Source organism: Nostoc sp. (assembly GCF_036917315.1).
Lineage (GTDB): Bacteria > Cyanobacteriota > Cyanobacteriia > Cyanobacteriales > Nostocaceae > Nostoc.
On sequence record NZ_JBALDR010000070.1, the window covers coordinates 22,659 to 45,639 of the forward strand.

Sequence of the window (22,981 nt, forward strand, 5' to 3'; positions counted from 1 at the left end):
GTAGCACAATTAGCACAGAGATACTTGAAAAACTATTCTTGTTAAGAACATAATATAGCGGTTCTCAGTTGAGTGAGGTACAAGAACCCCTCCCCGCAAGCGGCGAGGGGTTGGGGGTGGGGTGTTAGCGACTTTTGCAAGAGGTCTACTTATTATTAAGAGTGAAGCAAACATTATATAAAAGTCAAAAGCCTTGCTAGGGCTGGCTACAACTAAGCGCCAATTATAAAGAAATGTAAATATTTTCCAGGGGCAGCATAAATTACGCATTTTATCCCGATAAATCTATGGAAGAAAAGGTATATTCCTATCGATAATGTTCATACAGCATTTGTCGGTATCATGTACCCTAGCAAATCAAAAAGTTCTAGCCTGTAAAAATCCTGCCCTGTACATTAAACGTCTAGACATAACTTATTTGGTTATGTCTTTTTTCTTGTCGTTAGTCTCAAAACGTTGAATTTCAATCAAATAACCATCAGGATCGCGGAAAAAACAATGGTAAATGTTGTACTTTTCATTTAGTGTCGGTGGCTTTTCAAATTCGACGCCACGTTCTTTGAGATATTCAAACCATTCATCCACCTGCTGTGTTACCAGAGTAAAAATAACACTTGATTGCTTTCCGGTTGGAGGAGCCAATGTTTCGCTTGCTTGACACAATCCTAAGTATCCAGAACCACTAACAGTATAAATTCGACAGGTTACTTGGTCAAGCCATAACTCCAAACCTAGCTTTTGTTCGTAGAATTCTGTAGATACATTGAGATTATGGGTAGAAAGAAAGGTAATTTGCTGGTCTATTTGCGGATAAGTAGACATAAAACACATTTGAGTATATACCCTAACGACATCGGGCGATCGCATAGGTAAAAATTGATTGATGTTAGAAACCTGTTACTGCTCCAGAATGCCTTAAGTGCATCTGGAGTTTCTTTTTGGAAAAAGCATTAAAATTTTCTCAATCATCCTGATATGCCAAAACATGGCTGAATAAGGATGCATACTGAATTATCTATATTTAACACGGGCATCACTTATTGATGTACCCTTCCTACCAAACGACTCTCGCAAAACAGCCTCAGCTTATCTGGGGCTGTTTTGCGTTATTTCCCACAGGGAAGAGTGCAAACGAGAATCCTCAAACACTTTTATCTACATTTGAGTGTATACCCGGATGACGTAGGATTTTCTCAAGGTGAAAATTTGGTATAGGTAAATGCGTATCTTTCCTGACTCCAGATTTGTCACAAACATTTCTGGAGTTTTTTCATTCAAACATGAAGTAAATAATTAAGTGCGATCGCACTTCCAATTTGGACTCAATCAAAGTGCGATCGCAGGAAATATAAATGTTTATTTCGTTGTATATGTTACAAAAATATCCTTTTTCATTTCAACTTCTGCCGGTGCTTCTGGATCGTAAGCTGGTGATAATAAAAAACTAGCAAATGACGGCAAAGGAACTCCAGTTTTAGAACTACATGAGGGATAAAATAATGTGTAAAATGGCTCGGCGACAGAAGGAGTACTGAGTTTAACTTCCATAGCAGTTGCTAAAGCCTGAGCGCGGCTTTGAGCATCTTTCATCGCTGATTGATAAACTGAACTCTGCAAAGCTTGACAATCATTTACTGCGTACTCAACACCCACACTCTTGACAGAAAGGTTTTCAATTTGGCTCGTGGACTTGTTCGCTATAGCAACAATTTCCTGGACGCGATCGCGCGTTGGTTTTTCTAGTCTCACCAATATCTTGGCATTATTTTCACTGGTATTAGGATTAATTTGTACTTGAATTTTATCAGCCCTAATGCCTTTAGCAACTAAGCTATCCACTACAGGCTGAAGAGTTGTTTTAGTTAGGGATTTTTTGCTTGGTAAAGGTTCTGCTGCTGTTTTGTAATTCAAAAGTAGAGTTGGTGAGGCAGCCCGGTCTTGTTGTTCCAACAAAGAGGGACTGCCGAACCCGGAGGGTGAGGATATGCGACGGGTTTCGGGTAGAGATGATGGTTGCGTTTGTAACTCATCATTGCTACTTCCACTACCTCCACTACTGAATACCAACTCAATATCCGCTGTATCTGCTGGCACTCTCACTACTCCTTGACCGATTACCATTAATGAATGGCGATCGCTTGCTGGTGGGTAAAACAATTGGGCATTAGTGACTTTGGGTGTTAATGTTCCTACCCCGACAGTTACGGAAATACTTAGCATTAGAGCAGTTATTTTTCTCATATCCTGGGAATATCCTTTGAACTTAGTGATTGTCAAAGTTTACACCTCAATAGGAATCTACTTAAAAAAATATTGAGCTAATCCCACAGCCTTTAGTCGTGAGATTAACTCAAAAATTCAAAATTCACTGCGGACGTTATTGATATCTCAGCAGAGAGCCAAATCTGGTTAGAACTATTAACCAAACCAGTGAGAGGGTTCACAAGCTGGTTGAACTGTTTCACAAACGCGATGGCTAATCCAATCTGACTTTTCTTGAACGATTAGACAAATGCCTTGGTGAATCAAATTCTGTAAATGTAGTTGCTGCTCTAAGGGTTTACGAGGCAATTTGTAATAAGCCAAGCTTCCTTGTTCAGCCTCCCCTGGAATCTGTTCATCAGACATGACGCTGTAAAAGGAGGGAATGCGGTTGAGGACGAAAGTAATTAGCTCTTGGCGTAAATCAGGAATTGCAAAGGCTTGTTGATATGGATGGGATGGATATGTATTCAAAACACTTTCAATTTCTACCACTATTGATTGTTGTGTTAAATTGACTACCGTTTTCATGGTTTTTAAACTCCTTTTTTAATCAAGTCAATGCTTGGTGGAGAAAATAACTTTTTTAGATGGCAACGTCGTGATGACAATCAGTTAAAAGGAACTTAACTTACAGATGCAATCAACCCCGAAACTAGCCTTTTATCTTGGTATAATATCAGACATTTGGCTTGGCTTATTTTAGTTAAAGTTTATACTGTATCGCAGCATGACTTATTAAAACAGCGTCCAATAAGCTGGTAAGTTACCGACATTTTATATTTATAATCCTAATTATTTCAATTTTCTGCCTTTTTAGCAGAAATCTACATAAAACGCAGTATAAAGACTAGGGGATCAAGATTAACAGCAATAAAACCACTTGAATTAGGAACAAGTTTTTCATCAAGTTAAGCTTTTTGGGTAATTGGCATCACTTTTTAGGTTTGCAGTAAAATTTGCTATTTCATCTAAAAAACTTATTTATTGCACTTTTATTTAGTAAGTCAGAAAAATGGCGACTCACGATAGTGCAGGATCAGTCTAGCTACAGATGAAACGATCGGGCAAAAATGTTTAAAAAGTTCACATTATTGAAAGAAAAATGATGCAACTGATTGTTAATTTCATCAGCCGCAGCTAATCCAGAAAGCATCGCACCTTCGACAAGATTGCCGCCACACCAATCACCGCAGCAAACTAAAGGTAAGGGAGTTCCAGCAGACAAAAAAGCTTCGTGCCAAGGACGGCTGGGAAAGGCATAACGCCAACGATGTACTTGCATCCATTCGGGAGCATTCAGCCAAGGAAGGGACAGAGATTCAGCTGCTCGTTGCAACATATATTGTCCCGCAGGTTGTAAATCCTGTGATTCTAGATGACGCTGGGCAAAATCAGCGCTACTTTGCACCACAAAATGTGGTTGTTCAGGGTTAGGACGCTTGCTACTGTCCAAACCAATCCATGCTAAATCAGCATTATCCACAAAAGTTAGGGCTTTCCACTGAGGGAGGGGTTGGGATGTAGAAGGATATCCCGCGATCGCACTAATCGAAGGATAAAATTCTACAGAACGCAAGTTATTAAGAAAGGCTGCATCCAATACACTCTCACCCAAAGGTTCCAATAACATCACCGCTTGGGGTGCAGGAATAGCGACGACTATAGCTTTTGCAGTTAATTCTTCATTGCTAGATTCGAGAGTCAGACGCCAGCTATTTTCGGGAGTTGGTGTAATAGCGATCACACGCTGATTCAGTAATATTTCTAAACCTGGGGCGAGAGATTTAGCGATCGCACTCATTCCCTCAGGCGCAACATAACGCGGACTGCGGTTTTTCGGTTCAGATAAAGGAGCGCCTGTTGTGAGTTCGTAAACCTGATCTGTCCAAACTTCTAGGATATGGCGATCGCGCAATATCTCCACAAAACGTTCCAATAATTCACCCTTTGGTTTCAGGTAACAAGCCCCATGATCCGCCAAAGTTCCATGCAAGCGGCGTGTAGCTAATCTTCCTCCCAAACCACGCGACTTTTCCACCACTACCACCGAATATCCAGCTTGACTTAACTGCTGGGCACAGACTAAACCTGCAATTCCGGCACCAATCACTGCAATATCAGTCATGAGTCAATAGTCCCTAGTTAATTATTGGTCATTAGTTATCATCAAAGGACAAAATTACTACTAATGACTGCTGAAAGCTAATAGTAGAATAAGGTACAGAAAGCTGCACGGAAGGGAGGAAGGGAAATTGGATGAAATGAGGGCGGCGCTAGAGTTAGCGACCGAAGAAGAATTGCAAGACTTAACGGCAATTCTATTTAGTCGGAAGTTCAATCCCTTAGACTATGTACACACACCCGAACCCATCGAAGTACAAAGCCAAGACCGCAAAGCTTGGTTAGATGCACTAGAGGGTCGCTTTCGTTTTTTGGCGGCAGATGGGATAACAGTATTACGGGGACGCACAGGGCAGGTAACTTACCGACAAGCGTTAGTTCAAGTATGTAAGTATCTCAAAATTCCCTATTCTAATCAGCTGGCAACTATTGATTTAGAAGCAGAAGTATTTTTACATCTGTTAGGACAGGTGTGGAAAAAATTACCGGAACAGGAAAAGCAAAAATTGACTGTACAGGTGCAGCGTCAGCTGCTCAAATCAGAACTAAAACAACCCTTACCACTTTTATTACAACGCGATCCCTTGGGGTTGCTTTTCAAAGGCGGTAGTGCGATCGCGGTTACTTCTCTTCTCCAGCCACTTGTACTTAAGCAAATTGCCCGTCAATTCGCCATCCACTTTGCTACTTATGAAGTAGCCAAACAAGCGGCAATTACAGGCACAGAAGCAGCTGCAACGCAATTTCAAAGCTATGTAACGATGCAAATGGCGCAACGGGGTATGACAGTAAGTGCAGCTCGTTATGGGGCAGCCCGCACGATGTTTGCCGTGATTGGGCCAATGATGTGGACTTGGTTTATTGCAGATTTGGGCTGGAGAGCGATCGCTACTAACTATGGTCGAATCATCCCCACCATCTTCGCCTTAGCTCAAATTCGCCTCACTCGTGAGGAATGTTGGGAGCCAGCTTGAACAAAGTTTTTGACTATTTCAAGTCTCGTTGGCAATCTTCTTGGAACTACTCTCTATGGGCACTGTTAATCTTCCCATTGAGTCCTTTTGTGGGGGCTGTAACTGTAGGTTTTGTCTCATTAATAACTTGGCTGAAACAATCCCGCAAAATTAATCGCCGCCCCCTCAACTGGGGATTTGCCCTGTTGAGTGTATTACTGATCGTGAGTGCTGGGTTTGCCCAAGACAAAACAGCAGCTTTCCTCGGCTTATTTAATTTATTACCATTCTTTTTACTTTTCGCTGCCCATAGCGCTCTGATTCAAACATTTGCCCAATTGCGGCAAATGGCTTGGGCTTTGGTAATTGGTTCCATGCCAGTAGCAATTATGGGCTTGGGACAATTATTTTTAGGCTGGAGTTTCAAGTTCGAGTTTGTGTGGGTTGTGTTTAGTTGGACAATCACACCAGGCGGAAACCCACCAGGTCGTATCGCTTCACTTTTCTTGCACGCTAACACCTTCGCAGCTTATCTAGTAATAGTTTTCATCCTTAGTCTAGGGTTGTGGATCGAACAATGGCGATTAGGGATTGGGTATTGGAGATTCAGCATAAGAGGCAGAGGGGCAGCACTTCTTTACGAGAGGCTGCGCCAACGGCTACGCTCTGTTACCGAGGGGCAGACGAGCAGAGGGGAAAGACTTACTGCGCCTCACTCTCCAGTTCCCTTTCTCTTCCTAACCGTGGCAGTGATTGCGAATTTTATTACCTTAATTTTCACCAACTCGCGTAATGGGTGGGCGATCGCTATTTTTGCCTGTTTAGCTTATGCACTCTACCAAGGTTGGCGCATTCTTGTAGGTAGCGTTGCTGCGATCGTTTCTAGTATTCTTTTAGCGGCTTTTGCTCCCTCAGCAGTCGCTCACATTTTTCGCTTCGTAGTTCCTGCCTTCTTTTGGGCAAGGTTAAATGACGATATGTATCCAGATAGACCAGTCGCTTTGATGCGAAAAACTCAGTGGGAGTTTGCCTGGTCTTTAGCTCAACAACATCCTTGGACTGGTTGGGGGTTACGCAGTTTTAGTACCCTTTACAGAGCAAAGATGCAGATTCCCTTGGGTCATCCCCATAACTTGTTTTTAATGTTATCTGCTGAAACTGGTTTTCCCAGTGCTTGTCTATTTTGTGGCTTACTAGCTTGGATTTTGATTACAAGTGTCCAATTACTCCAAAATTCAAAATATATAAATACAGGAGACAAATTGATATTTTTCAGTTATCTTCTGGCTTTTGTTGGATGGATTTTATTGAATACAGTAGATGTAACCCTCTTTGATTTTCGTTTGAATGCACTTTCATGGCTAATTTTGGCTGCCATTTCTGGAGTAGTACATCGTTATCACGAAAAAGACAGGCTTGCATCTTATCAAAATTAGCTATTAGTTTTTTCAGTGTATGCACTGGGGACATTGAGAGTTTCAAGTTAATAATATTGTTATATTCACGTCTGTGAGTGTGACTAATACCTAATTGGTCACTGTTGCTGATTGTTGGGAAGGTGTAGGGACACCCATTTGGGGTTTTCCTGCATGACGGGCATCTCTTGTAGATGCCCTTTTGTATATTTATTATTTTTATTCAGTTAAAAACAATTCCAAGACAGGATTGACTGCAATACGGTTTGATTAAGGTTTGTTGATGAAAATTTTAGATAACTAAAGATGCGATAAATCGCCGTCTCTTGCCTTAACCGAAGTTAACTACAAAAAAATTAGATATTATTGTTAGAGCCGATAAAATTTATATTATTAGGAATGGAATATAAACGAACTTTGCTAAAACTTTTTTTGGCTGTATCACTAGTTCAGGCATTTTCTAAGCCCTTGATTATCGCTGCAATTGCTGGCAAAGAAATGGAACAAAGATGCTGATTGAACGGCAATTATTGATAGTGTTCAAACTAAGTTGTAGATATCTCAAAATTTCCATATCGTTTCTGCTGAGGCAATACTGTTCTGAATAACTGAGGAATTTAGCAAAGTAATACCAGTTTTAGCTATGGTAAATTAGAGGGTTGAAGACCGAAAATCTTTATATAACTAGGATCGCGCCCAATATTCTGATTGGCATTAAAGACTACGATAACCCTTATGGTGTAAGCTCTCGGTAAAATGGGTGTGTCGGTAACGAAAAAAAGACGCCTCCATAACCAACCTTATGCTCACAACAGCTAACTTTCTTCAGTACACCCAATGGTCAGGTATAGCTACCTTGGTATTTGCTGCCTTGACATTTTTGGCTTTTATTCTCAAATGGGGCATCCGCTTTCGGTTGGTGGGTACAACTGGCTTTATGCTGGTAGTGACTGCTGGTTTATTTGGACTCTCAATAGTCCCCTTGAGTCGGACTGTGATTCCCGGAGCAGCCCGATACACTCTAGTTTATGACAATGGCTCAACACAAGCGGTGATTGCCACATCACCCCAAATTACACCCACACAATTAGAAGCAACTTTACGTCAAGCGGCTAGCAATCTCTTTTCTTATGGTCGTTCAGGTACGCGGGAAGACGATAATTTGACAGTTCGCGCCCGTACTATTATCCACCCGGAAACAGGGATTTCTGTCCCAGTTTACTTGGGTGAGATCAAGCGATCGCTCGTTTCTCATCAAAATTCCCCGGTAACAGTCAAAATTTACACAGACAATTTCGCCAAATTGCCAAAACCTACTGCTTAAGAGGCAGGGGAGCAGGGGAGCAGAGGAGCAGAGGAGGAGAGGAGCAGGGGAGCAGGGGAGCAGTAGCAGTAAGTCTTTCCCTTGTGCCCAATGCCCCATGCTCAATGCCCAATGCCCCATGCCCCATACCCAATGCCCCATACCCAATGCCCAATGCCCCATGCCCAAAGAACAAAAATAATTTACCTGTTATCAGGATGACAAAATTTATTTTGTATTTACTGATACATTAATGGTTATTTTTAGATTAAGATATTTACACTTTAGTGGTTATACTGTGGGAAAAAGTTAATCAGCGTGGGGTAATGGGTACTGACAGTTGTGATTGTCAGTTGTTGTCCTAATTGCCCTTGTTGCCATTTTCAAAATTCTTTGCAGCAAATCAAGGGGTTGTAAAGACATATATTTGCATACATTTACATATATAGGACTCCGATTTGATTTCTGAAAACATCCTGAGATTGAAAAGCTTGTTTTATCAAGGTTTTATCTGAAATCTTGTTCAAAAATCAGATATGAGTCCTATATCTGTAGCTAAGGATTGCATGAAATAGCACGATCGCCTACACATTATCAATTCTCGATTGCTTTTCTTGAGAATCTGACAATGGTAATGTTAATTAATTATACGGTTATCCAAAACTTTGATAGTTCGGAATTTCAGGTCAATGGGTATTTATAGATTCAAGGAATGTCGTCAAACTACTCAATAAGTCGGCAACAGGACTTGTCTCTTGAACTGCTTGGCTCAAATCCAGACGATCTGGGTGTCAGGTTGGAGCCATCCAAAAACCAGCTTGGCAACAAGTATCCTCGATCGCTAGTCTATATTATTAAGAAATATCAAGGTTTTGGTAAACGAGATTATATGCCCAATAATTTTTCTACTCAACCTTCTTTGTCTACTCAAACTTCTAGTTCATTATTTACGCTCACAGTTTCCCCCGCAAAAGTAATCCGTGGTTCTGGGGTGTTGCAAACAGCCGCAGCAGAGATTGCCTGTTTGGGGAGTCGTCCCTTAATTGTGGCAGGTAAGTCTACTCTTGCTATCAGCCAACAAAGTTTACAACCAGTTTTAGAAGCGCAGCAGTTACATACTGTCCAAGCTTCTTATGGTGCAGATTGCTGCGAAGCTAGCCTGAAATCTTTACAGAAGAAGGCAAAAGAACATAAAGCTGATGTAATTATCGGTGTTGGTGGCGGCAAAGCCCTAGATACAGCGAAATTAGTCGCACAGCAGTTACATCTACCAGTAGTGACAATTCCGACTTCCGGTGCTACTTGTGCAGCTTGGAGTGCCTTATCAAATGTTTATTCGGAAGATGGGGCTTTTCTCTACGATGTGGGGCTATCTCGTTGTCCCGATTTATTGATACTCGATTATGACTTGGTTAAAACTGCACCACAACGTACCTTAATCGCTGGAATTGGTGATGCGATCGCTAAGTGGTACGAAGCCTCGGTTAGCAGTGGACACTTGCAAGACACTTTAATTATTGCCGCAGTGCAACAAGCACGAGTTTTGCGAGATATCTTGTTGCAAAAGTCAGCCGCCGCCCTGGAAGAACCAGGTAATGAGGTTTGGCGAGAAGTAGTAGATGCCACTGTTTTACTCGCTGGAGTAGTTGGGGGACTTGGAGGGGCGCAGTGTCGCACTGTTGCTGCCCATGCCGTGCATAACGGTTTAACTCATATTTCAGGACATGGTAGTATTCATGGCGAAAAAGTTGCTTTTGGGATTTTAGTGCAACTGCGTTTAGAAGAAATGCTACAAGGCAATCAACTAGCCGCATCGGCACGGCAACAGTTGTTAAAGTTCTACACAGAAATTGGACTACCCCAGAAATTAAGTGATTTGGGATTGGGCAATATTACATTAGGTGAATTGCAAACAGCCGCCGAAATGGCTCTAGTTCCTAATTCTGACATCCATCGACTACCATTTAAAGTCGCGCCAGAACAGTTGATGGCGGCAATGGTTTCTACCACTGCACCTATAGATAGTAGAGATACTGCAAATCGAGTTTCGCCCAAGGGAATGAGTGACGAGGTTTTATGAGTTTAAATTGGATTGTCCCAGCAGAACGCATACAAAAACTACCACCTTATGTATTTGCCCGTTTAGATGAACTGAAAGCTAAAGCACGGGAACAAGGGTTAGATTTAATTGACTTGGGTATGGGAAACCCGGATGGTGCAACACCAGCACCAGTTGTTGAAGCGGCGATCGCAGCTTTAAAAGATCCCGCCAATCACGGTTATCCACCTTTTGAAGGCACAGCTAGTTTCCGCCGTGCCATTACTAACTGGTATCGTCGCCGTTATGATGTGATTCTCGATCCTGATAGCGAAGCCTTGCCATTGCTGGGTTCTAAAGAAGGATTAACTCATTTAGCGATCGCCTACGTTAACCCTGGTGATTTAGTTCTGGTTCCTTCTCCAGCTTATCCGGCACATTTTCGCGGCCCGGCGATCGCTGGTGGGAAAATCCATAGTTTGATTCTTAAACCCGAAAATGACTGGTTAATTGATTTAGCTGCCATTCCTGACGAAGTTGCCAGACAAGCTAAAATTCTCTATTTCAACTATCCTAGCAATCCCACTGCCGCCACCGCCCCCCGCGAATTTTTTGAAGAAATAGTCGCCTTCGCCCGCAAATATGAAATTTTGCTGGTGCATGATTTATGTTACGCCGAGTTAGCTTTTGATGGTTATCAACCCACTAGTTTGTTAGAAATTCCGGGTGCGAAAGATATTGGTGTGGAATTTCACACCTTATCTAAAACCTACAATATGGCTGGTTGGCGCGTCGGGTTTGTCGTGGGGAACCGCCATGTAATTCAAGGTTTGCGGACGCTGAAAACTAACTTGGATTACGGCATTTTTGCAGCATTACAAACGGCAGCCGAAACAGCTTTGCAACTGCCAGATGTGTATTTGCACGAGGTACAACAACGCTACCGTACCCGTCGCGATTTCCTGATTCACGGGTTAGGAGAGTTAGGTTGGGATATCCCCAAAACCAAGGCGACGATGTATCTTTGGGTGAAGTGTCCCGTTGGTGTTGGTTCCACAGATTTTGCCCTGAACGTGTTGCAACAAACAGGCGTTGTGGTTACTCCAGGTAATGCCTTTGGGGTTGCAGGTGAGGGTTATGTCAGGATCAGTTTGATTGCAGACTGCGATCGCTTGGGTGAAGCTTTACATCGCTTCAAGAAAGCTGGCATCCGCTATCAGCCTGAAGCTGTAGTCCCTGCTTCAGAAGCGATCGCCGATCTGGTTAGTTGATTAGCGAAAAGACAACCAATATTACATGACTAAAATTTTTGCTGACGATCTTTGAGATCGTGTAAAAAATACGATTATACGAAGCGACAGCTATTGCAAGTGAACTCTCTAACGTGGACTTCCAGGTTGAGACAACCCGTAGCTATATTCAATAGACTTCTTGCAGAAGTGGGGGAAGGGATAAAGGTATGGAATTTTCCCTTCCCCTTTAACTTTTCCCCAACATCTTGCAAAGTTATTTTTGCAGGATGTGTAATATCTGCTGTCAAAAGGTAATGTAGCATTCATTGCCCGCAAACCAGGATATTGAATGAAGATGGAGGGCAGTTCCAGTTTAAGGAAGACTGTCTTCTGCTTGCTGTCTTTCTTAATAAATACCTAATCTTAAATCCAATATCTAATTTTTTTGCTATGGTGATCCCAAAGGAATTGTTAAGTGCTTACGAAATGTAAATTAAGTAATTAATCACTGTTTAAGTATAATAAAATACAAAAATCGCAGATAATTTATCTGTAGAATACATCTTTATTGTTACTTAGTGGGTTGGGCAATACGCGTTTCAATATCTTCTAATGTTTGTAACAATAAACGATTTGCCTGCAATTTCCAACCCCATTTCTGAACTCTGTAAGCTAATACAGTTCCAACTACAGACGCTAACAAGCCTATGGGTTGATTTAAAGAAATTCCTAGTAACAAACCCAATCCAGCAATTCCCCAAAATGGTAAGGCTACTGCTTGTCTTTGTTCTTCTACAACTTGGGTAATTATATTAGATTTCATCGTAGCAAGTAATGCCTCTTTTACTTGCTGCTGTTCTGTTGCGGATACTGTTAAACCTATTTTACGGCGTAGTTTTTCTATTTTGCGGGCATCAGTACTGTATTCAGTTAGTTCATCTTCTGCCATTTTCAGGAGTCGTTCTAGCTGCGCCATAATTGATTACATCCGGTATTTCAATCGAGTTATTAAACTGAATAATTGTTAATTTTTATTGCTTATAGTTTTGGATTTTATCGCCAAATATCAAACTACGCGACAGAACCAAAAATCTCAAGTTGAATATGGGAAAAATAAATATAGTAGCAGTTATGCACTTACAAGTTGAGTATAAACTAAAAAGGTAATATTTATGACTACAGTATCAAAAAGCACTTTATCTTTATCTGCCCAAGAGCGATCGCTCATCTTGTGGTTTGATGAAATTGGGATTGCTGATATCCCAGTAGTTGGTGGTAAAAATGCCTCACTAGGGGAAATGATTCAACAGCTAACACCCAAAGGCATTAACGTTCCCACAGGATTCGCCACTACTGCTTACGCTTATCGTCATTTCATTCAATCAGCAGGGTTAGAAGCAAAGCTACGCAAACTCTTTGCTGACTTGAATGTTGAAGATGTCAAAAATTTACGAGAACGCGGCAAAAAAGCGCGATCGCTTTTAATCCATACACCATTTCCTGTAGAATTGCGCGAGGCGATCGCCACAGCATACCGTAGTCTCTGCGAACGATACCATGCAGACACAGATGTGGCAGTCCGTTCTAGTGCCACTGCTGAAGACCTTCCCGATGCTAGTTTTGCTGGACAACAGGAAACTTACCTCAACGTTGTCGGTGTTGAAGGAGTTTTAGCAGCTTGTCATAAATGCTTTGCGTCTCTATTTACCGATCGCGCTATTTCTTATCGCCACGCCAAGGGATTTGACCACTTTAGCATTGCTCTGGCTGTAGGTGTGCAAAAAATGGTGCGTTCTGACTTAGCAACCTCTGGAGTGATGTTCTCCATTGATACAGAAACAGGTTTTAAGGATGCGGCACTAATTACAGCCGCCTACGGTTTAGGTGAAAATGTTGTCCAAGGGTCTGTAAATCCCGATGAATATTATGTTTTTAAACCAACCTTAAAAGCTGGTTTTCGCCCAATTATCGATAAAAAATTGGGCAGCAAAGAACTGAAAATGATTTATGATGACGGCTCAAAATTTACGAAAAATGTTTCGGTTTCACCCAGTGAAAGAGGTAAATTCGCTCTGAGTGATGAAGAGATTTTACAACTAGCAAGTTGGGCGTGTTTAATTGAAGACCATTATTCCCAAGTCCACGGCACATTCACTCCAATGGATATCGAGTGGGCAAAAGATGGGATTACGAACCAACTTTTTATTGTGCAAGCGCGCCCCGAAACCGTCCAGTCGCAGAAGACGGGAAATGTGTTGCGGAGTTATCGTTTGTTATTGGGGAATAGGGAATGGGGAATCGGGAATGGGGAAAATTCCCACTCCTCACTCCCTGATTCCCAATCCTTAATCCCCCTGGTTACGGGAAGTGCAATTGGGGAAGCAATTAGTCAGGGAAAAGCACGCTTAATTCTAGATGTTCAGAAACTAGAACAGTTCCAAGTCGGGGAAGTCTTGGTGACAGAGAGAACCGATCCCGATTGGGAACCAATTATGAAACGCGCCAGTGCAATTGTCACCAATTCTGGAGGCCGCACGTGTCATGCAGCAATTATTGCGCGAGAATTGGGTGTACCTGCGATCGTGGGATGCGGTAATGCTACGGACATCTTGAAACCTGGTCAAGAGGTAACAATTTCTTGTGCTGAAGGGGAAGAAGGAAAAGTTTATCCAGGCTTATTACCTTTTGAAGTTAAAGAAGTTCCTTTAGAAAACTTACCCCGCACCCGCACCAAAATTTTAATGAATGTGGGTAATCCCCAAGAAGCATTGAGTTTATCGGCAATTCCTAACGATGGCGTAGGTTTAGCGCGGACAGAATTTATCATTGCTAACCAAATTCAAATTCATCCAATGGCGTTGATTCACTATGACTCGTTAAAAGATGAATTTGCCAAAGCTAAAATTGCTGATATTACCGCACTTTACGACGATAAGCCCCAATATTTTGTAGATAAATTAGCTCAAGGCATTGGTAGAATTGCCGCAGCATTTTATCCGAAATCAGTGATAGTCCGAACCTCAGATTTCAAAAGTAATGAATATGCCAATTTATTAGGTGGACGACAGTTTGAACCCCATGAAGAAAACCCAATGTTAGGTTGGCGAGGGGCGGCGCGTTACTATGATGAAGGCTACAGAGAAGCTTTTGCCTTAGAATGTCATGCCCTCAAAAGGGTACGGGAAGAAATGGGTTTGACAAATGTCATCCCAATGATTCCCTTTTGTCGCACTCCTGACGAGGGGCGTTTGGTTTTAGCAGAGATGGCAAAAAATGGTTTAAAGCAAGGTGTTAACGGCTTGCAGGTTTATGTGATGTGTGAGTTGCCCAGTAATGTGATTCTGGCTGAGGAATTTGCTGAGGTATTTGATGGCTTTTCCATTGGTTCTAACGATCTAACTCAATTGACGCTAGGGATAGACAGGGATTCGGCGTTAGTAGCGCGATTGTTTGATGAACGCAGTCCAGCTGTTAAGCGAATGGTAAAAATGGTCATAGAAACAGCGAAAAAATGCGATCGCAAAATCGGCATTTGTGGACAAGCACCCAGCGACTATCCAGAATTTGCCCAGTTTTTGGTGGAACAGGGAATTGACTCGATTAGTCTAAATCCAGATTCGGTTTTAAAGACGATGCTAGAAGTGGCAAAAGTCGAGAGTGCTGAGTCCTGATTGCAGTAGGTTTTGGTGTGTTAAATCGAGCGGTCGCACCAACGCAACAATAGTAATAGATATTGGGCAATTGTCGAAAAGGAAACTACAACAATCGTGGAAACTATCCTTCTTAAACAATTGCCCGAAAAGGATGGTTTACCCACTGAAGATTATGAGGTAGGCTGGCACTTGTGGCGAGCTTCTCCTGTTTCAAATGTACCTGAAGAGTAGAGGAGGGTGAGGGAGACAACGGAGACAAGGGGCCTAATAACAAATGACCAATGACCAATGACAAATGACAAATGACTAATGAATAATGAATAAAAAGTGGTTCCGAATTGGGATGGTGAGCGTATTTATTCTCTCACTTGCCTTACGGTTTTGGGGACTGGAGCGATTCAACACTCTGGTATTTGATGAAGTTTACTTTGCCAAATTTGGTAATAATTATCTTACGCATACGCCATTTTTTAATGCTCATCCGCCGCTAAGTCAATATATGATTGGCATCGGCATTTGGATTGGCAGTCACATTCCTTTTTGGCACGATACCGTGAATGGGCTGACAGGTTCATTGCGATCGCCTTGGACTTATCGTTGGTTAAATGCCCTCACAGGCTCATTTATTCCTGTAGTTGTGGCTGCGATCGCTTATCAGTTAAGTTATCGTCGTACCTTTGCAATACTTGCAGGATTGTTCACAGCTTGTGATGGTATTTTTTTAGTTGAGTCTCGGTATGCTCTAAGTAATATTTATATCGTCATTTTTGGCTTATTAGGGCACTGGTTTTTATTATTGGCATTAGATAACCAAAATCGGCGACGTTCTTTTTGGTTAGTTTTTGCTGGCATTGGTTTTGGTGCCTCAGTCGGTACTAAGTGGAATGGTTTATGGTTCCTATCAGGTGCTTATCTCATTTGGATAGCGGCTTGGGTAATTCATTTAATACATTCTTTTCCTAACTCCAAACTCTTTTTTAGATCCCCTTCATTAGAGGAGGCAGGAGGCAGGAGGCAGGAGGCAGGAGACAGAAGTCAGGTGGTCACTGAGCGGCTTGCCCTGAGCGAAGCCGAAGGGAGTCGAAGTGAAGCAGGAGTTTCTACTTATTCTCCCTCATCCCTCTCATCTCCCTTATCTACCTCATCTCAGACACCACTACAAAATTTAACTCAGCTAAATATTTTTCAGATGCTGTTTTATCTAGGAATTATCCCAGCTTTTATCTATAGCATCATCTGGATTCCTCACCTTCAACTAGATAAAACTTATGGATTTATTGCAGTACATCAGCAAATTTTGAAGTTTCATTTACATCTAGGTGGTAATAGTCCTAACGTACATCCTTACTGTGCTGCTTGGTATAAATGGCCGTTGATGACTCGACCAATGGCATATTATTATCAAACGGCTGAAAGTATCAGCGAACCCTTACCTGTGATGGGCCCGCCTTTACCTGCTGGTGCTGGACAAGTTATCTATGATGTTCATGCAATGGGTAATCCATTTTTGTGGTGGTTTGGTGTCGCTGCTATGTTGTTTTTAGTAGGGATGCTGGTATCACAAGCGGTAATTCCTTGGGTGAAAGAAAAGCGTTTTTCTATGCCTGCAACTCTTAGTGTTGATACTTGGATTGCTTTGTATTTAGTTATAAACTATGCTGCTAATTTATTACCTTGGGTGAAAGTTACAAGGTGTGTTTTTATCTACCACTATATGTGTGCAGTGGTGTTTGTATTTTTAGCGATCGCTTGGTTTGTCGATCGGTGTCTTTGCAGTTATTATCAACAACTCCGGGCGCTAGGTGTCACGATTACTTTTATTATTCTGGCTGCTTTTATTTTCTGGATGCCCATTTATTTGGGTTTACCCCTTTCTCCTAACGGTTACAAGCTGCGAATGTGGTTCAACTCTTGGATTTGATTAAAATTTTCTCAATGTCTTGTGGAGTGGGCATCTTGCCCGCCCTGATTATGCAACTTTAATGCTGATTAGCTTACCAACACATATCTCCTTGGTAATGATTTTGAAGGTGAGAGCATACCAATACTGAATTTGAAACCAATAAAAATAAGCCTGCCATTCGCGGCAAGCCTAAATGTATTCATTTGCTAAATCTAGGTAGATGTTTTCAAGATTAACCACCAGCAACAGCAGGAACAATACTGACTTCATCGCCATCTTTCAAGGCTGTGTTAATACCATCTAAATAACGGATATCTTCACTATCGACGTAAAAATTTACAAATCGACGTAGCTTGCCTTCTTCATCGCACAATCGAGATTTAATACCAGGAAAGCTTTGTTCTAAAGAGTCCAACAATTCAGCAATGGTGCTACCGTTGGATTCTAGACTAGCTTGATTATTAGTCAAATTCTGAAGAGTTGTAGGAACTAAAACTGTTACAGCCATAGAAGTACAAAGTGAAGAGTTAAAAGTGAGGAGTACAATTTAAGAGTTAGGAGTCATGAATAAAAAACTCATAACTCATAACTCCTAACTAAACGAGGACTTGTTGCCATTCCAAGCGATCCAGAGTACGCGATCGCTCTAGCGCACGTTCAAAACTATCGAGTTTCGCATCAATAGTCAAGGGTTCACCAACGTAGCCTTGGATTGCTTCTTGGGTTTTCAAACCATTGCCTGTGATGTAAATCACGGTAGTTTCATCTGGATCGATTTTGCCAGCTTCTACCAATTTTTTCAGCACGGCCACGGTTGTACCACCAGCCGTTTCTGTGAAGATGCCTTCGGTTTCTGCCAGCAACTTGATGCCATCAATAATTTCGGCATCATTGACTGATTCAATGTTACCACCAGTCTTCTGAGCTAGCTCCACAGCATAAATACCGTCTGCTGGATTGCCGATTGCTAGCGATTTCGCAATTGTATTTGGTTTTACTGGCTTAATAAAGTCGCGTCCTTCTTTGAAAGCTTGGGCGATGGGCGAACAACCTTCAGCTTGAGCGCCACTGAAACGGACGCTCTTGTTTTCTACTAAACCAACTTCGATAAATTCTTGGAACCCTTTATAAATTTTTGTAAAGAGCGAACCAGATGCCAAAGGAGCAACAACATGATCCGGTAGTTCCCAGCCTAGTTGTTCTGCGACTTCAAAACCTAGCGTCTTAGAACCTTCAGAGTAATAAGGACGCAGATTAATATTGACAAAACCCCAGCCGTGTGTATTAGCAACTTCCGAACAGAGACGATTGACTTGATCGTAGTTGCCCTTGACGGCCATGAGGGTGGGACTGTAAATCAAGCTACCGAGAATTTTCCCGGCTTCTAAATCTGCGGGGATGAACACACAGCAGTCTAAACCGGCATGAGCTGCGATCGCAGCTGTAGAATTTGCCAAATTACCAGTGCTAGCGCAAGAAACAGTAGTGAAACCTAATTCTCGCGCTCTAGATAGAGCGACTGACACCACCCGATCCTTAAAGCTCAGGGTGGGCATATTCACGGCATCATTTTTTATATAAAGCTTATTTAGACCCAGGCGACGGGCAAGACGGTGGGAACGAACTAGGGGAGTCATACCAGTTCCCACATCTATTACATTGTCAGTTGCGACAGGCAAAAAAGGGCGGTAGCGCCAAATTGAATTGGGCCCGGCTTGAATTGTTTCACGAGTGACAGTCAGACGTAGGGCGTTGTAGTCATATTTAACTTCTAACGGGCCAAAACATAACTCACAAACATTACTGGCTTTGAGTTCATATTCCGCACCACATTCTTTACACTTCAAGGCTTGAAAGTAGGCAGTGCTGGTTTGGGTTTGGGTTTTGATTGCCTGAGTCATAAACTAGCTTTCCCTGTTTGTCTGTCACTTGTTGCCTGATACTAACACGAGCAAAAATACCAGTCAAACATACCCGACTAAAAAAGTCGGGTATGTTTGGTATTGAGAGGAATGATTCTTGTAAAACTTTAATACTAGTATTCTCTATTTTTAGTATTTACACGTATACATTTAATGTTATGAAAAAATAAACTAGCTTCTCTTATCTAGTATTAACACGGTAATTTTATATGATTAAATTGCATTTTTTTATGACAAAGTTGCATTTATGGAAATTACTATCCTATTTAAGCGATCTAGATCGCTTAGTTAACTTTCAATTTTTTTGATCTAAATAGACTCTATAGAGCAGTATATATTTCTGATAACAAAGACTCAAAAGCATTTTCATATATAAGTTTTAGTGTTTTCAGCATCTGAATCAAGCCACCAAAATTGCTATGTGTGTTGCCAAAATAAAGTTAATTTTTCAGCTTTGATGCATTCATTCACAGCTATAGAAGTTACTTATTTATACTGAAGATTTTTTTTGCTTTAAAAGCTACATTAGTATTTGCATCTATAACTAAGCTAAATACAGTAATAAATTACACATATTTGCGATTGCCAGCTTTGATTCTCAAGGGTAAGCGTAAAACAACTAGACAAGTTATTTCTGGTTATTGTCTCAATATCATTTCCAAGGAGTGTCAATAATTTAACTCCTTAAATATGCATTCCCAAAACTTCAACGTTTTGGGCAGCCATAAATCGGTAATTCCTTAAAAGGAATTGCCGAACTTTATCCTGTCTCAAAATCTGAGATACAAGTTCAGCAAACAAACTACTTCTATGGTAAATCGAAATCAATCTGTAAATAAGCAGCATAAACTTTACCAATTTCTAGTAGCAACAGCATTATTAACTGGTAGCCTTTTCCAATTTCTCGCACCCGTATTAGCTGACGGAACGACTGCGGGTACATCTATCAGTAACACTGCAACAGCAACCTACGAAGATCCTAACAGTCCAGGGACAACTATAAATGCCACTTCTAACACTGTCGTTGTCACCGTGGCAGAGGTTGCTGGAATCACCGTCACAGCTTCTGGAGTCACAGATAACAATGGCGGTAATGTTGCAGTTGGCGACTTGCTAATCTACACCTACACCTTGACTAACGTAGGTAATGACCCCACCAAATTCCACATTCCCAACCAAGCGACAACAACTGGGCCGGGTACAGTTTCTGGTACATTACCAAATGGTGGTACAGTTAATAGCCTGCAATATAGTACTGATGGTGGTCAAACTTGGATAAACGTCCCTCAAGGTGGCGTAGACACACCCTCTGTTCCGGTTAACGGTACTGTGTTGGTGCGTGTGCCAGTAACTGTACAAGCTGGCGCTCAAACCAATGATGTCATTACCGTTACTCTTGGTAATACTCCTGGTGATGCTCAAAACCAACTGCGGAGTCCTGATGGTGGTGACGTATTCACCGTAGATAACCCCGATGGTAGTGCTGGTGAGGTATCTGGCACACCAGTTAATGGTACACGGGAAGCTAGCGCCACCGAGCAAATTAAGGTTGGTTTAACGGTGAAGACCTATGCCTTAGCCACCATTCTGAAGATTCGCAGTGGCTATAACAATGCTGGCACAACTGCGATTACAGATGATAAATTGACCTACGATTTGAGTTTGCGAGTTGAGTCCAACGATCCCACAGGACAGGGAATTACACCATCAGCTTTGACGGGTACAAGCATCAATGTTAATGGTGCTGCTGGTACTTATATCTTGGTTTCTGATGCGATTCCTGCGGGTACAGATCTAGCAGTAGCACCAACTGCACCTCCTGGTTGGCAAACTGTCTACACCACTAATCCAGTTACAACTAATGCTAATACAGCTAGTTGGACTACGACAGCACCACCCTTGGCCTCAGTCACTCGCGTTGGTTTTATCAATAATCCAGCGATTATTACTTCCATCGCTCCTGGTACAACGGTAAATGGCTTCTCGATTCAGCTAGCCGTTGAATCAACTGCATCTTCACCCTTAACCGTCGCTAATATTGCTCAATTGTTTGGTCAAACACCCAGTAGCAATTTCCCAGTATACGACGATTCTGGCGACCAAAATCCCAGCAACTACGACGGTTCCCCAGGCAGTATGACACCTCCTACGGGTACAGATACCAATGGTGATGGTATTCCCGATACTCTACCGCCTGCCAACGTTGATGATGGCTATATTAATACTCCAGCATCTCCAGAAACTGGAACTGACGTAGGTAATAACAACAGTGGTACTGGTACAGGTGGTGAGGCGAACGTCTTCACAGTGCAAGCGCCTATTGCTTCAGCATTACTCAACGGGCCGCAAAATGCCCCGGATGCTACTGGGCCGTCAGGTGGAACCAACGATGATTTCACTAACAAATCTTCTCTCGTTCCTGCTGGTACAGCACCTGGTAGTACACTTGACCCACAATCAGTTGGTTTCACCAATACAGTTAAGAACAGTGGTACTGACTCAGGTGTTTTGAAGATAGAGCCAACGCCACCAGCAATTCCAGGAGATTTACCGAATAATACAAAGGTGACTATTACCTACGGTAGTCAGTCTGCTGTCTATACCTACAATAATGGAGCGTTTGCATTAACTGCTGGTACAGCAATTACAATCCCCAACGTTGCTCCTGGTGCAAGTGTCAACTATGGTGTAGAAGTTGATTTACCTCCAGGTACGCAGTTATCCACTGATATTAATAAAGGCTTCCCAGTACCCATCATTGCTTCAATTGACAACTACACGACGGATACCAACGGTGATGGAATTAAGGATACTGGGAATGATAATATCTTTGATTCATCCAACACCACTATCGATCGCGTGTACACTGGCTTCCTAAAACTGCTGAAACAGTCACGAGTTTTACAAGGAACTGGGCCTGTAGTCCAGGGGAATGATGGCACATTCAGTATCGATCCGAAGAAGCCTGCGCCAGGAAACATTATTGAATACCAAATTCAGTACACAAATATTTCCGATCCTCAATCTGGAACTGGGAATGTGATTTTGAATGCTAACAAAGTTGTGATTACTGAAGATGGTACGAAACTCCCAAACAACTGGGCATTAGACAACGATGCCAGCGGTCAAATTGATACTAGCAACATTGTTGGTTCAGCTAAGGATTCTGGAACTGCAACCATCCAATTCTTCAGTGGTAATCCAGCTACTAACTCTGGCATCGACCAGACTGGAACTACGGCAAACACTGATGTTGCTAAGTATGTAGATACTGTCACAGGCGCGATCGCACCGGGTATTCAAAGAACATTTACCTTCCAACGCAAGGTGAACTAATTCGTTGGGATTGGGGACTTTGAAGTTTGCAGACTCTAGTACAGAAGAGTCTGCGAAGCATTTGACCTTATCCCCAACCCCAAACAGCAAGCAAATAGGAGAGTGACTTTTTCTTAGCAAAAGCTGGGAAAGATAAGTCAACAATTCACATTCTGGAAGTTTTTTGAGGTTATTTATATGAAGCGTGTTTCTCTTGCAGGTTTAGGAGCATTCGCTCTCATTGCTACAGTTCCATTTGTCGGTCAAATTCCGGGAATCGCAAATGTATGGCATTCAGAAAGTGCTGTTGCTCAGAATATCAAAACTCAAGGGCAAATTCAATTGCGTTTAGAAGCAGAAAAGCAAGTGGTGGCACAGGATCAACAGGGTAAGCAAAGCCAGAAATGGGAACCTTTGAAAGGTCAAGTTGTGGTGCGACCAGGAGATGTATTGCGATATACCTTGAGTGGCGAAAATCAGAGCGATCGCCCAGTGAAAAATTTGACTTTTAATCAACCTATTCCCAAAGGAATGGTCTACGTGCTGAATTCTACCACTGTCGCCAAAAATGCCAAAGTGATTTACAGCATTGATGGTGGGCGTAGCTTCGTCGAAAATCCCACTGTTAAAGTTACTCTTCCTGGCGGCAAAGTGGAAACCAAACCAGCCCCAGCCACTGCTTACACCCATATCCGTTTACAGATTCCATCACTTGCAGCGAAGACAACAGTCAAGGCAACTTATCAAACTCAAGTCCGCTGATTTAAGACGCAAAGACACGCCGCCTTGCTGACTCGGAAAAGAGCCGCTATCAAGAATATTTTCAGATTCTATCTGGAAAAGAGATTTTTAAAGGGTTTT

General features: G+C 42.1%; 16 protein-coding genes. 9 read left to right on the plus strand and 7 right to left on the minus strand.

What is annotated here, in order from left to right; translation table 11 throughout:
• Positions 1 to 414: 414 nt before the first annotated feature.
• The 4 genes from V7K84_RS32595 to V7K84_RS32610 form a co-directional block, all read right to left on the minus strand.
• The gene (locus V7K84_RS32595) at positions 415 to 822 is read right to left on the minus strand and encodes a VOC family protein (RefSeq protein WP_334844413.1); all 408 of its coding nucleotides are present in this window, start codon (positions 820 to 822) and stop codon (positions 415 to 417) included.
• Positions 823 to 1,356: 534 nt separating this feature from the next.
• Positions 1,357 to 2,220: an SIMPL domain-containing protein gene (locus tag V7K84_RS32600; protein ID WP_334844415.1), complete on the minus strand. Its 864-nt coding sequence runs from the start codon at positions 2,218 to 2,220 to the stop codon at positions 1,357 to 1,359.
• A gap of 198 nt (positions 2,221 to 2,418) precedes the next feature.
• A complete protein-coding gene (locus V7K84_RS32605) occupies positions 2,419 to 2,793 on the minus strand; it encodes a hypothetical protein (protein WP_334844417.1) in 375 nt (124 codons plus the stop codon).
• 517 nt (positions 2,794 to 3,310) lie between these two features.
• A complete protein-coding gene (locus V7K84_RS32610) occupies positions 3,311 to 4,390 on the minus strand; it encodes an NAD(P)/FAD-dependent oxidoreductase (RefSeq protein ID WP_334844419.1) in 1,080 nt (359 codons plus the stop codon).
• 127 nt (positions 4,391 to 4,517) lie between these two features.
• Between V7K84_RS32610 and V7K84_RS32615 the strand changes: the two genes are divergently transcribed.
• From V7K84_RS32615 to V7K84_RS32635, 5 genes are all read left to right on the plus strand, one after another.
• Positions 4,518 to 5,360 (plus strand): YaaW family protein, encoded by an 843-nt coding sequence (locus V7K84_RS32615; protein ID WP_334844420.1) that lies wholly within the window; start codon positions 4,518 to 4,520, stop codon positions 5,358 to 5,360.
• A complete protein-coding gene (locus V7K84_RS32620) occupies positions 5,342 to 6,775 on the plus strand; it encodes an O-antigen ligase family protein (RefSeq protein ID WP_334844422.1) in 1,434 nt (477 codons plus the stop codon). Before V7K84_RS32615 ends, V7K84_RS32620 begins: the two co-directional genes overlap by 19 nt.
• A gap of 781 nt (positions 6,776 to 7,556) precedes the next feature.
• Positions 7,557 to 8,078 carry a Ycf51 family protein gene (locus V7K84_RS32625; RefSeq protein ID WP_334844424.1) on the plus strand — a complete coding sequence of 174 codons (522 nt, stop codon included), beginning with the start codon at positions 7,557 to 7,559 and terminating at the stop codon, positions 8,076 to 8,078.
• Between the two features lie 868 nt (positions 8,079 to 8,946).
• Positions 8,947 to 10,137 (plus strand): iron-containing alcohol dehydrogenase family protein, encoded by a 1,191-nt coding sequence (locus tag V7K84_RS32630; RefSeq protein ID WP_334844465.1) that lies wholly within the window; start codon positions 8,947 to 8,949, stop codon positions 10,135 to 10,137.
• A complete protein-coding gene (locus tag V7K84_RS32635) occupies positions 10,134 to 11,366 on the plus strand; it encodes an aspartate aminotransferase (RefSeq protein WP_334844426.1) in 1,233 nt (410 codons plus the stop codon). Before V7K84_RS32630 ends, V7K84_RS32635 begins: the two co-directional genes overlap by 4 nt.
• Positions 11,367 to 11,898: 532 nt before the next feature.
• Here the strand turns inward: V7K84_RS32635 and V7K84_RS32640 are convergent.
• Complete coding sequence (locus V7K84_RS32640) at positions 11,899 to 12,303, minus strand: hypothetical protein (protein ID WP_334844428.1); 405 nt, start codon at positions 12,301 to 12,303, stop codon at positions 11,899 to 11,901.
• Positions 12,304 to 12,499: 196 nt separating this feature from the next.
• Between V7K84_RS32640 and ppsA the strand changes: the two genes are divergently transcribed.
• Positions 12,500 to 14,998, plus strand: a complete 2,499-nt coding sequence (gene ppsA / locus V7K84_RS32645) for a phosphoenolpyruvate synthase (protein WP_334844430.1) — start codon at positions 12,500 to 12,502, stop codon at positions 14,996 to 14,998.
• A gap of 298 nt (positions 14,999 to 15,296) precedes the next feature.
• Positions 15,297 to 16,901: a dolichyl-phosphate-mannose--protein mannosyltransferase gene (locus V7K84_RS32650; protein WP_334844433.1), complete on the plus strand. Its 1,605-nt coding sequence runs from the start codon at positions 15,297 to 15,299 to the stop codon at positions 16,899 to 16,901.
• A 214-nt stretch (positions 16,902 to 17,115) separates the two neighbouring features.
• Here the strand turns inward: V7K84_RS32650 and V7K84_RS32655 are convergent, their stop codons facing one another.
• Positions 17,116 to 17,391, minus strand: coding sequence for a ubiquitin-like small modifier protein 1 (locus V7K84_RS32655; protein WP_094342283.1), 276 nt, complete (start codon positions 17,389 to 17,391; stop codon positions 17,116 to 17,118).
• Positions 17,392 to 17,479: 88 nt separating this feature from the next.
• A complete protein-coding gene (gene thrC / locus V7K84_RS32660) occupies positions 17,480 to 18,784 on the minus strand; it encodes a threonine synthase (RefSeq protein WP_334844435.1) in 1,305 nt (434 codons plus the stop codon).
• 831 nt (positions 18,785 to 19,615) lie between these two features.
• Here thrC and V7K84_RS32665 point away from each other — a divergent pair.
• Together V7K84_RS32665 and V7K84_RS32670 are read left to right on the plus strand one after the other, a co-directional pair.
• Positions 19,616 to 22,141 (plus strand): beta strand repeat-containing protein, encoded by a 2,526-nt coding sequence (locus V7K84_RS32665; protein ID WP_334844436.1) that lies wholly within the window; start codon positions 19,616 to 19,618, stop codon positions 22,139 to 22,141.
• A 177-nt stretch (positions 22,142 to 22,318) separates the two neighbouring features.
• Positions 22,319 to 22,882: a hypothetical protein gene (locus V7K84_RS32670; RefSeq protein WP_334844438.1), complete on the plus strand. Its 564-nt coding sequence runs from the start codon at positions 22,319 to 22,321 to the stop codon at positions 22,880 to 22,882.
• Positions 22,883 to 22,981: the final 99 nt, after the last annotated feature.

Bases quoted from the DNA above. Each gene is read 5' to 3' on its own strand.
- V7K84_RS32655 (WP_094342283.1), bottom strand. From the start codon at position 17,391: ATGGCTGTAACAGTTTTAGTTCCTACAACTCTTCAGAATTTGACTAAT.
- V7K84_RS32665 (WP_334844436.1), top strand. From the start codon at position 19,616: ATGGTAAATCGAAATCAATCTGTAAATAAGCAGCATAAACTTTACCAA.
- V7K84_RS32670 (WP_334844438.1), top strand. From the start codon at position 22,319: ATGAAGCGTGTTTCTCTTGCAGGTTTAGGAGCATTCGCTCTCATTGCT.
- V7K84_RS32610 (WP_334844419.1), bottom strand. From the start codon at position 4,390: ATGACTGATATTGCAGTGATTGGTGCCGGAATTGCAGGTTTAGTCTGT.
- ppsA (WP_334844430.1), top strand. From the start codon at position 12,500: ATGACTACAGTATCAAAAAGCACTTTATCTTTATCTGCCCAAGAGCGA.
- thrC (WP_334844435.1), bottom strand. From the start codon at position 18,784: ATGACTCAGGCAATCAAAACCCAAACCCAAACCAGCACTGCCTACTTT.
- V7K84_RS32650 (WP_334844433.1), top strand. From the start codon at position 15,297: ATGAATAAAAAGTGGTTCCGAATTGGGATGGTGAGCGTATTTATTCTC.
- V7K84_RS32625 (WP_334844424.1), top strand. From the start codon at position 7,557: ATGCTCACAACAGCTAACTTTCTTCAGTACACCCAATGGTCAGGTATA.
- V7K84_RS32605 (WP_334844417.1), bottom strand. From the start codon at position 2,793: ATGAAAACGGTAGTCAATTTAACACAACAATCAATAGTGGTAGAAATT.
- V7K84_RS32600 (WP_334844415.1), bottom strand. From the start codon at position 2,220: ATGCTAAGTATTTCCGTAACTGTCGGGGTAGGAACATTAACACCCAAA.
- V7K84_RS32630 (WP_334844465.1), top strand. From the start codon at position 8,947: ATGCCCAATAATTTTTCTACTCAACCTTCTTTGTCTACTCAAACTTCT.
- V7K84_RS32640 (WP_334844428.1), bottom strand. From the start codon at position 12,303: ATGGCGCAGCTAGAACGACTCCTGAAAATGGCAGAAGATGAACTAACT.
- V7K84_RS32620 (WP_334844422.1), top strand. From the start codon at position 5,342: ATGTTGGGAGCCAGCTTGAACAAAGTTTTTGACTATTTCAAGTCTCGT.
- V7K84_RS32595 (WP_334844413.1), bottom strand. From the start codon at position 822: ATGTCTACTTATCCGCAAATAGACCAGCAAATTACCTTTCTTTCTACC.
- V7K84_RS32635 (WP_334844426.1), top strand. From the start codon at position 10,134: ATGAGTTTAAATTGGATTGTCCCAGCAGAACGCATACAAAAACTACCA.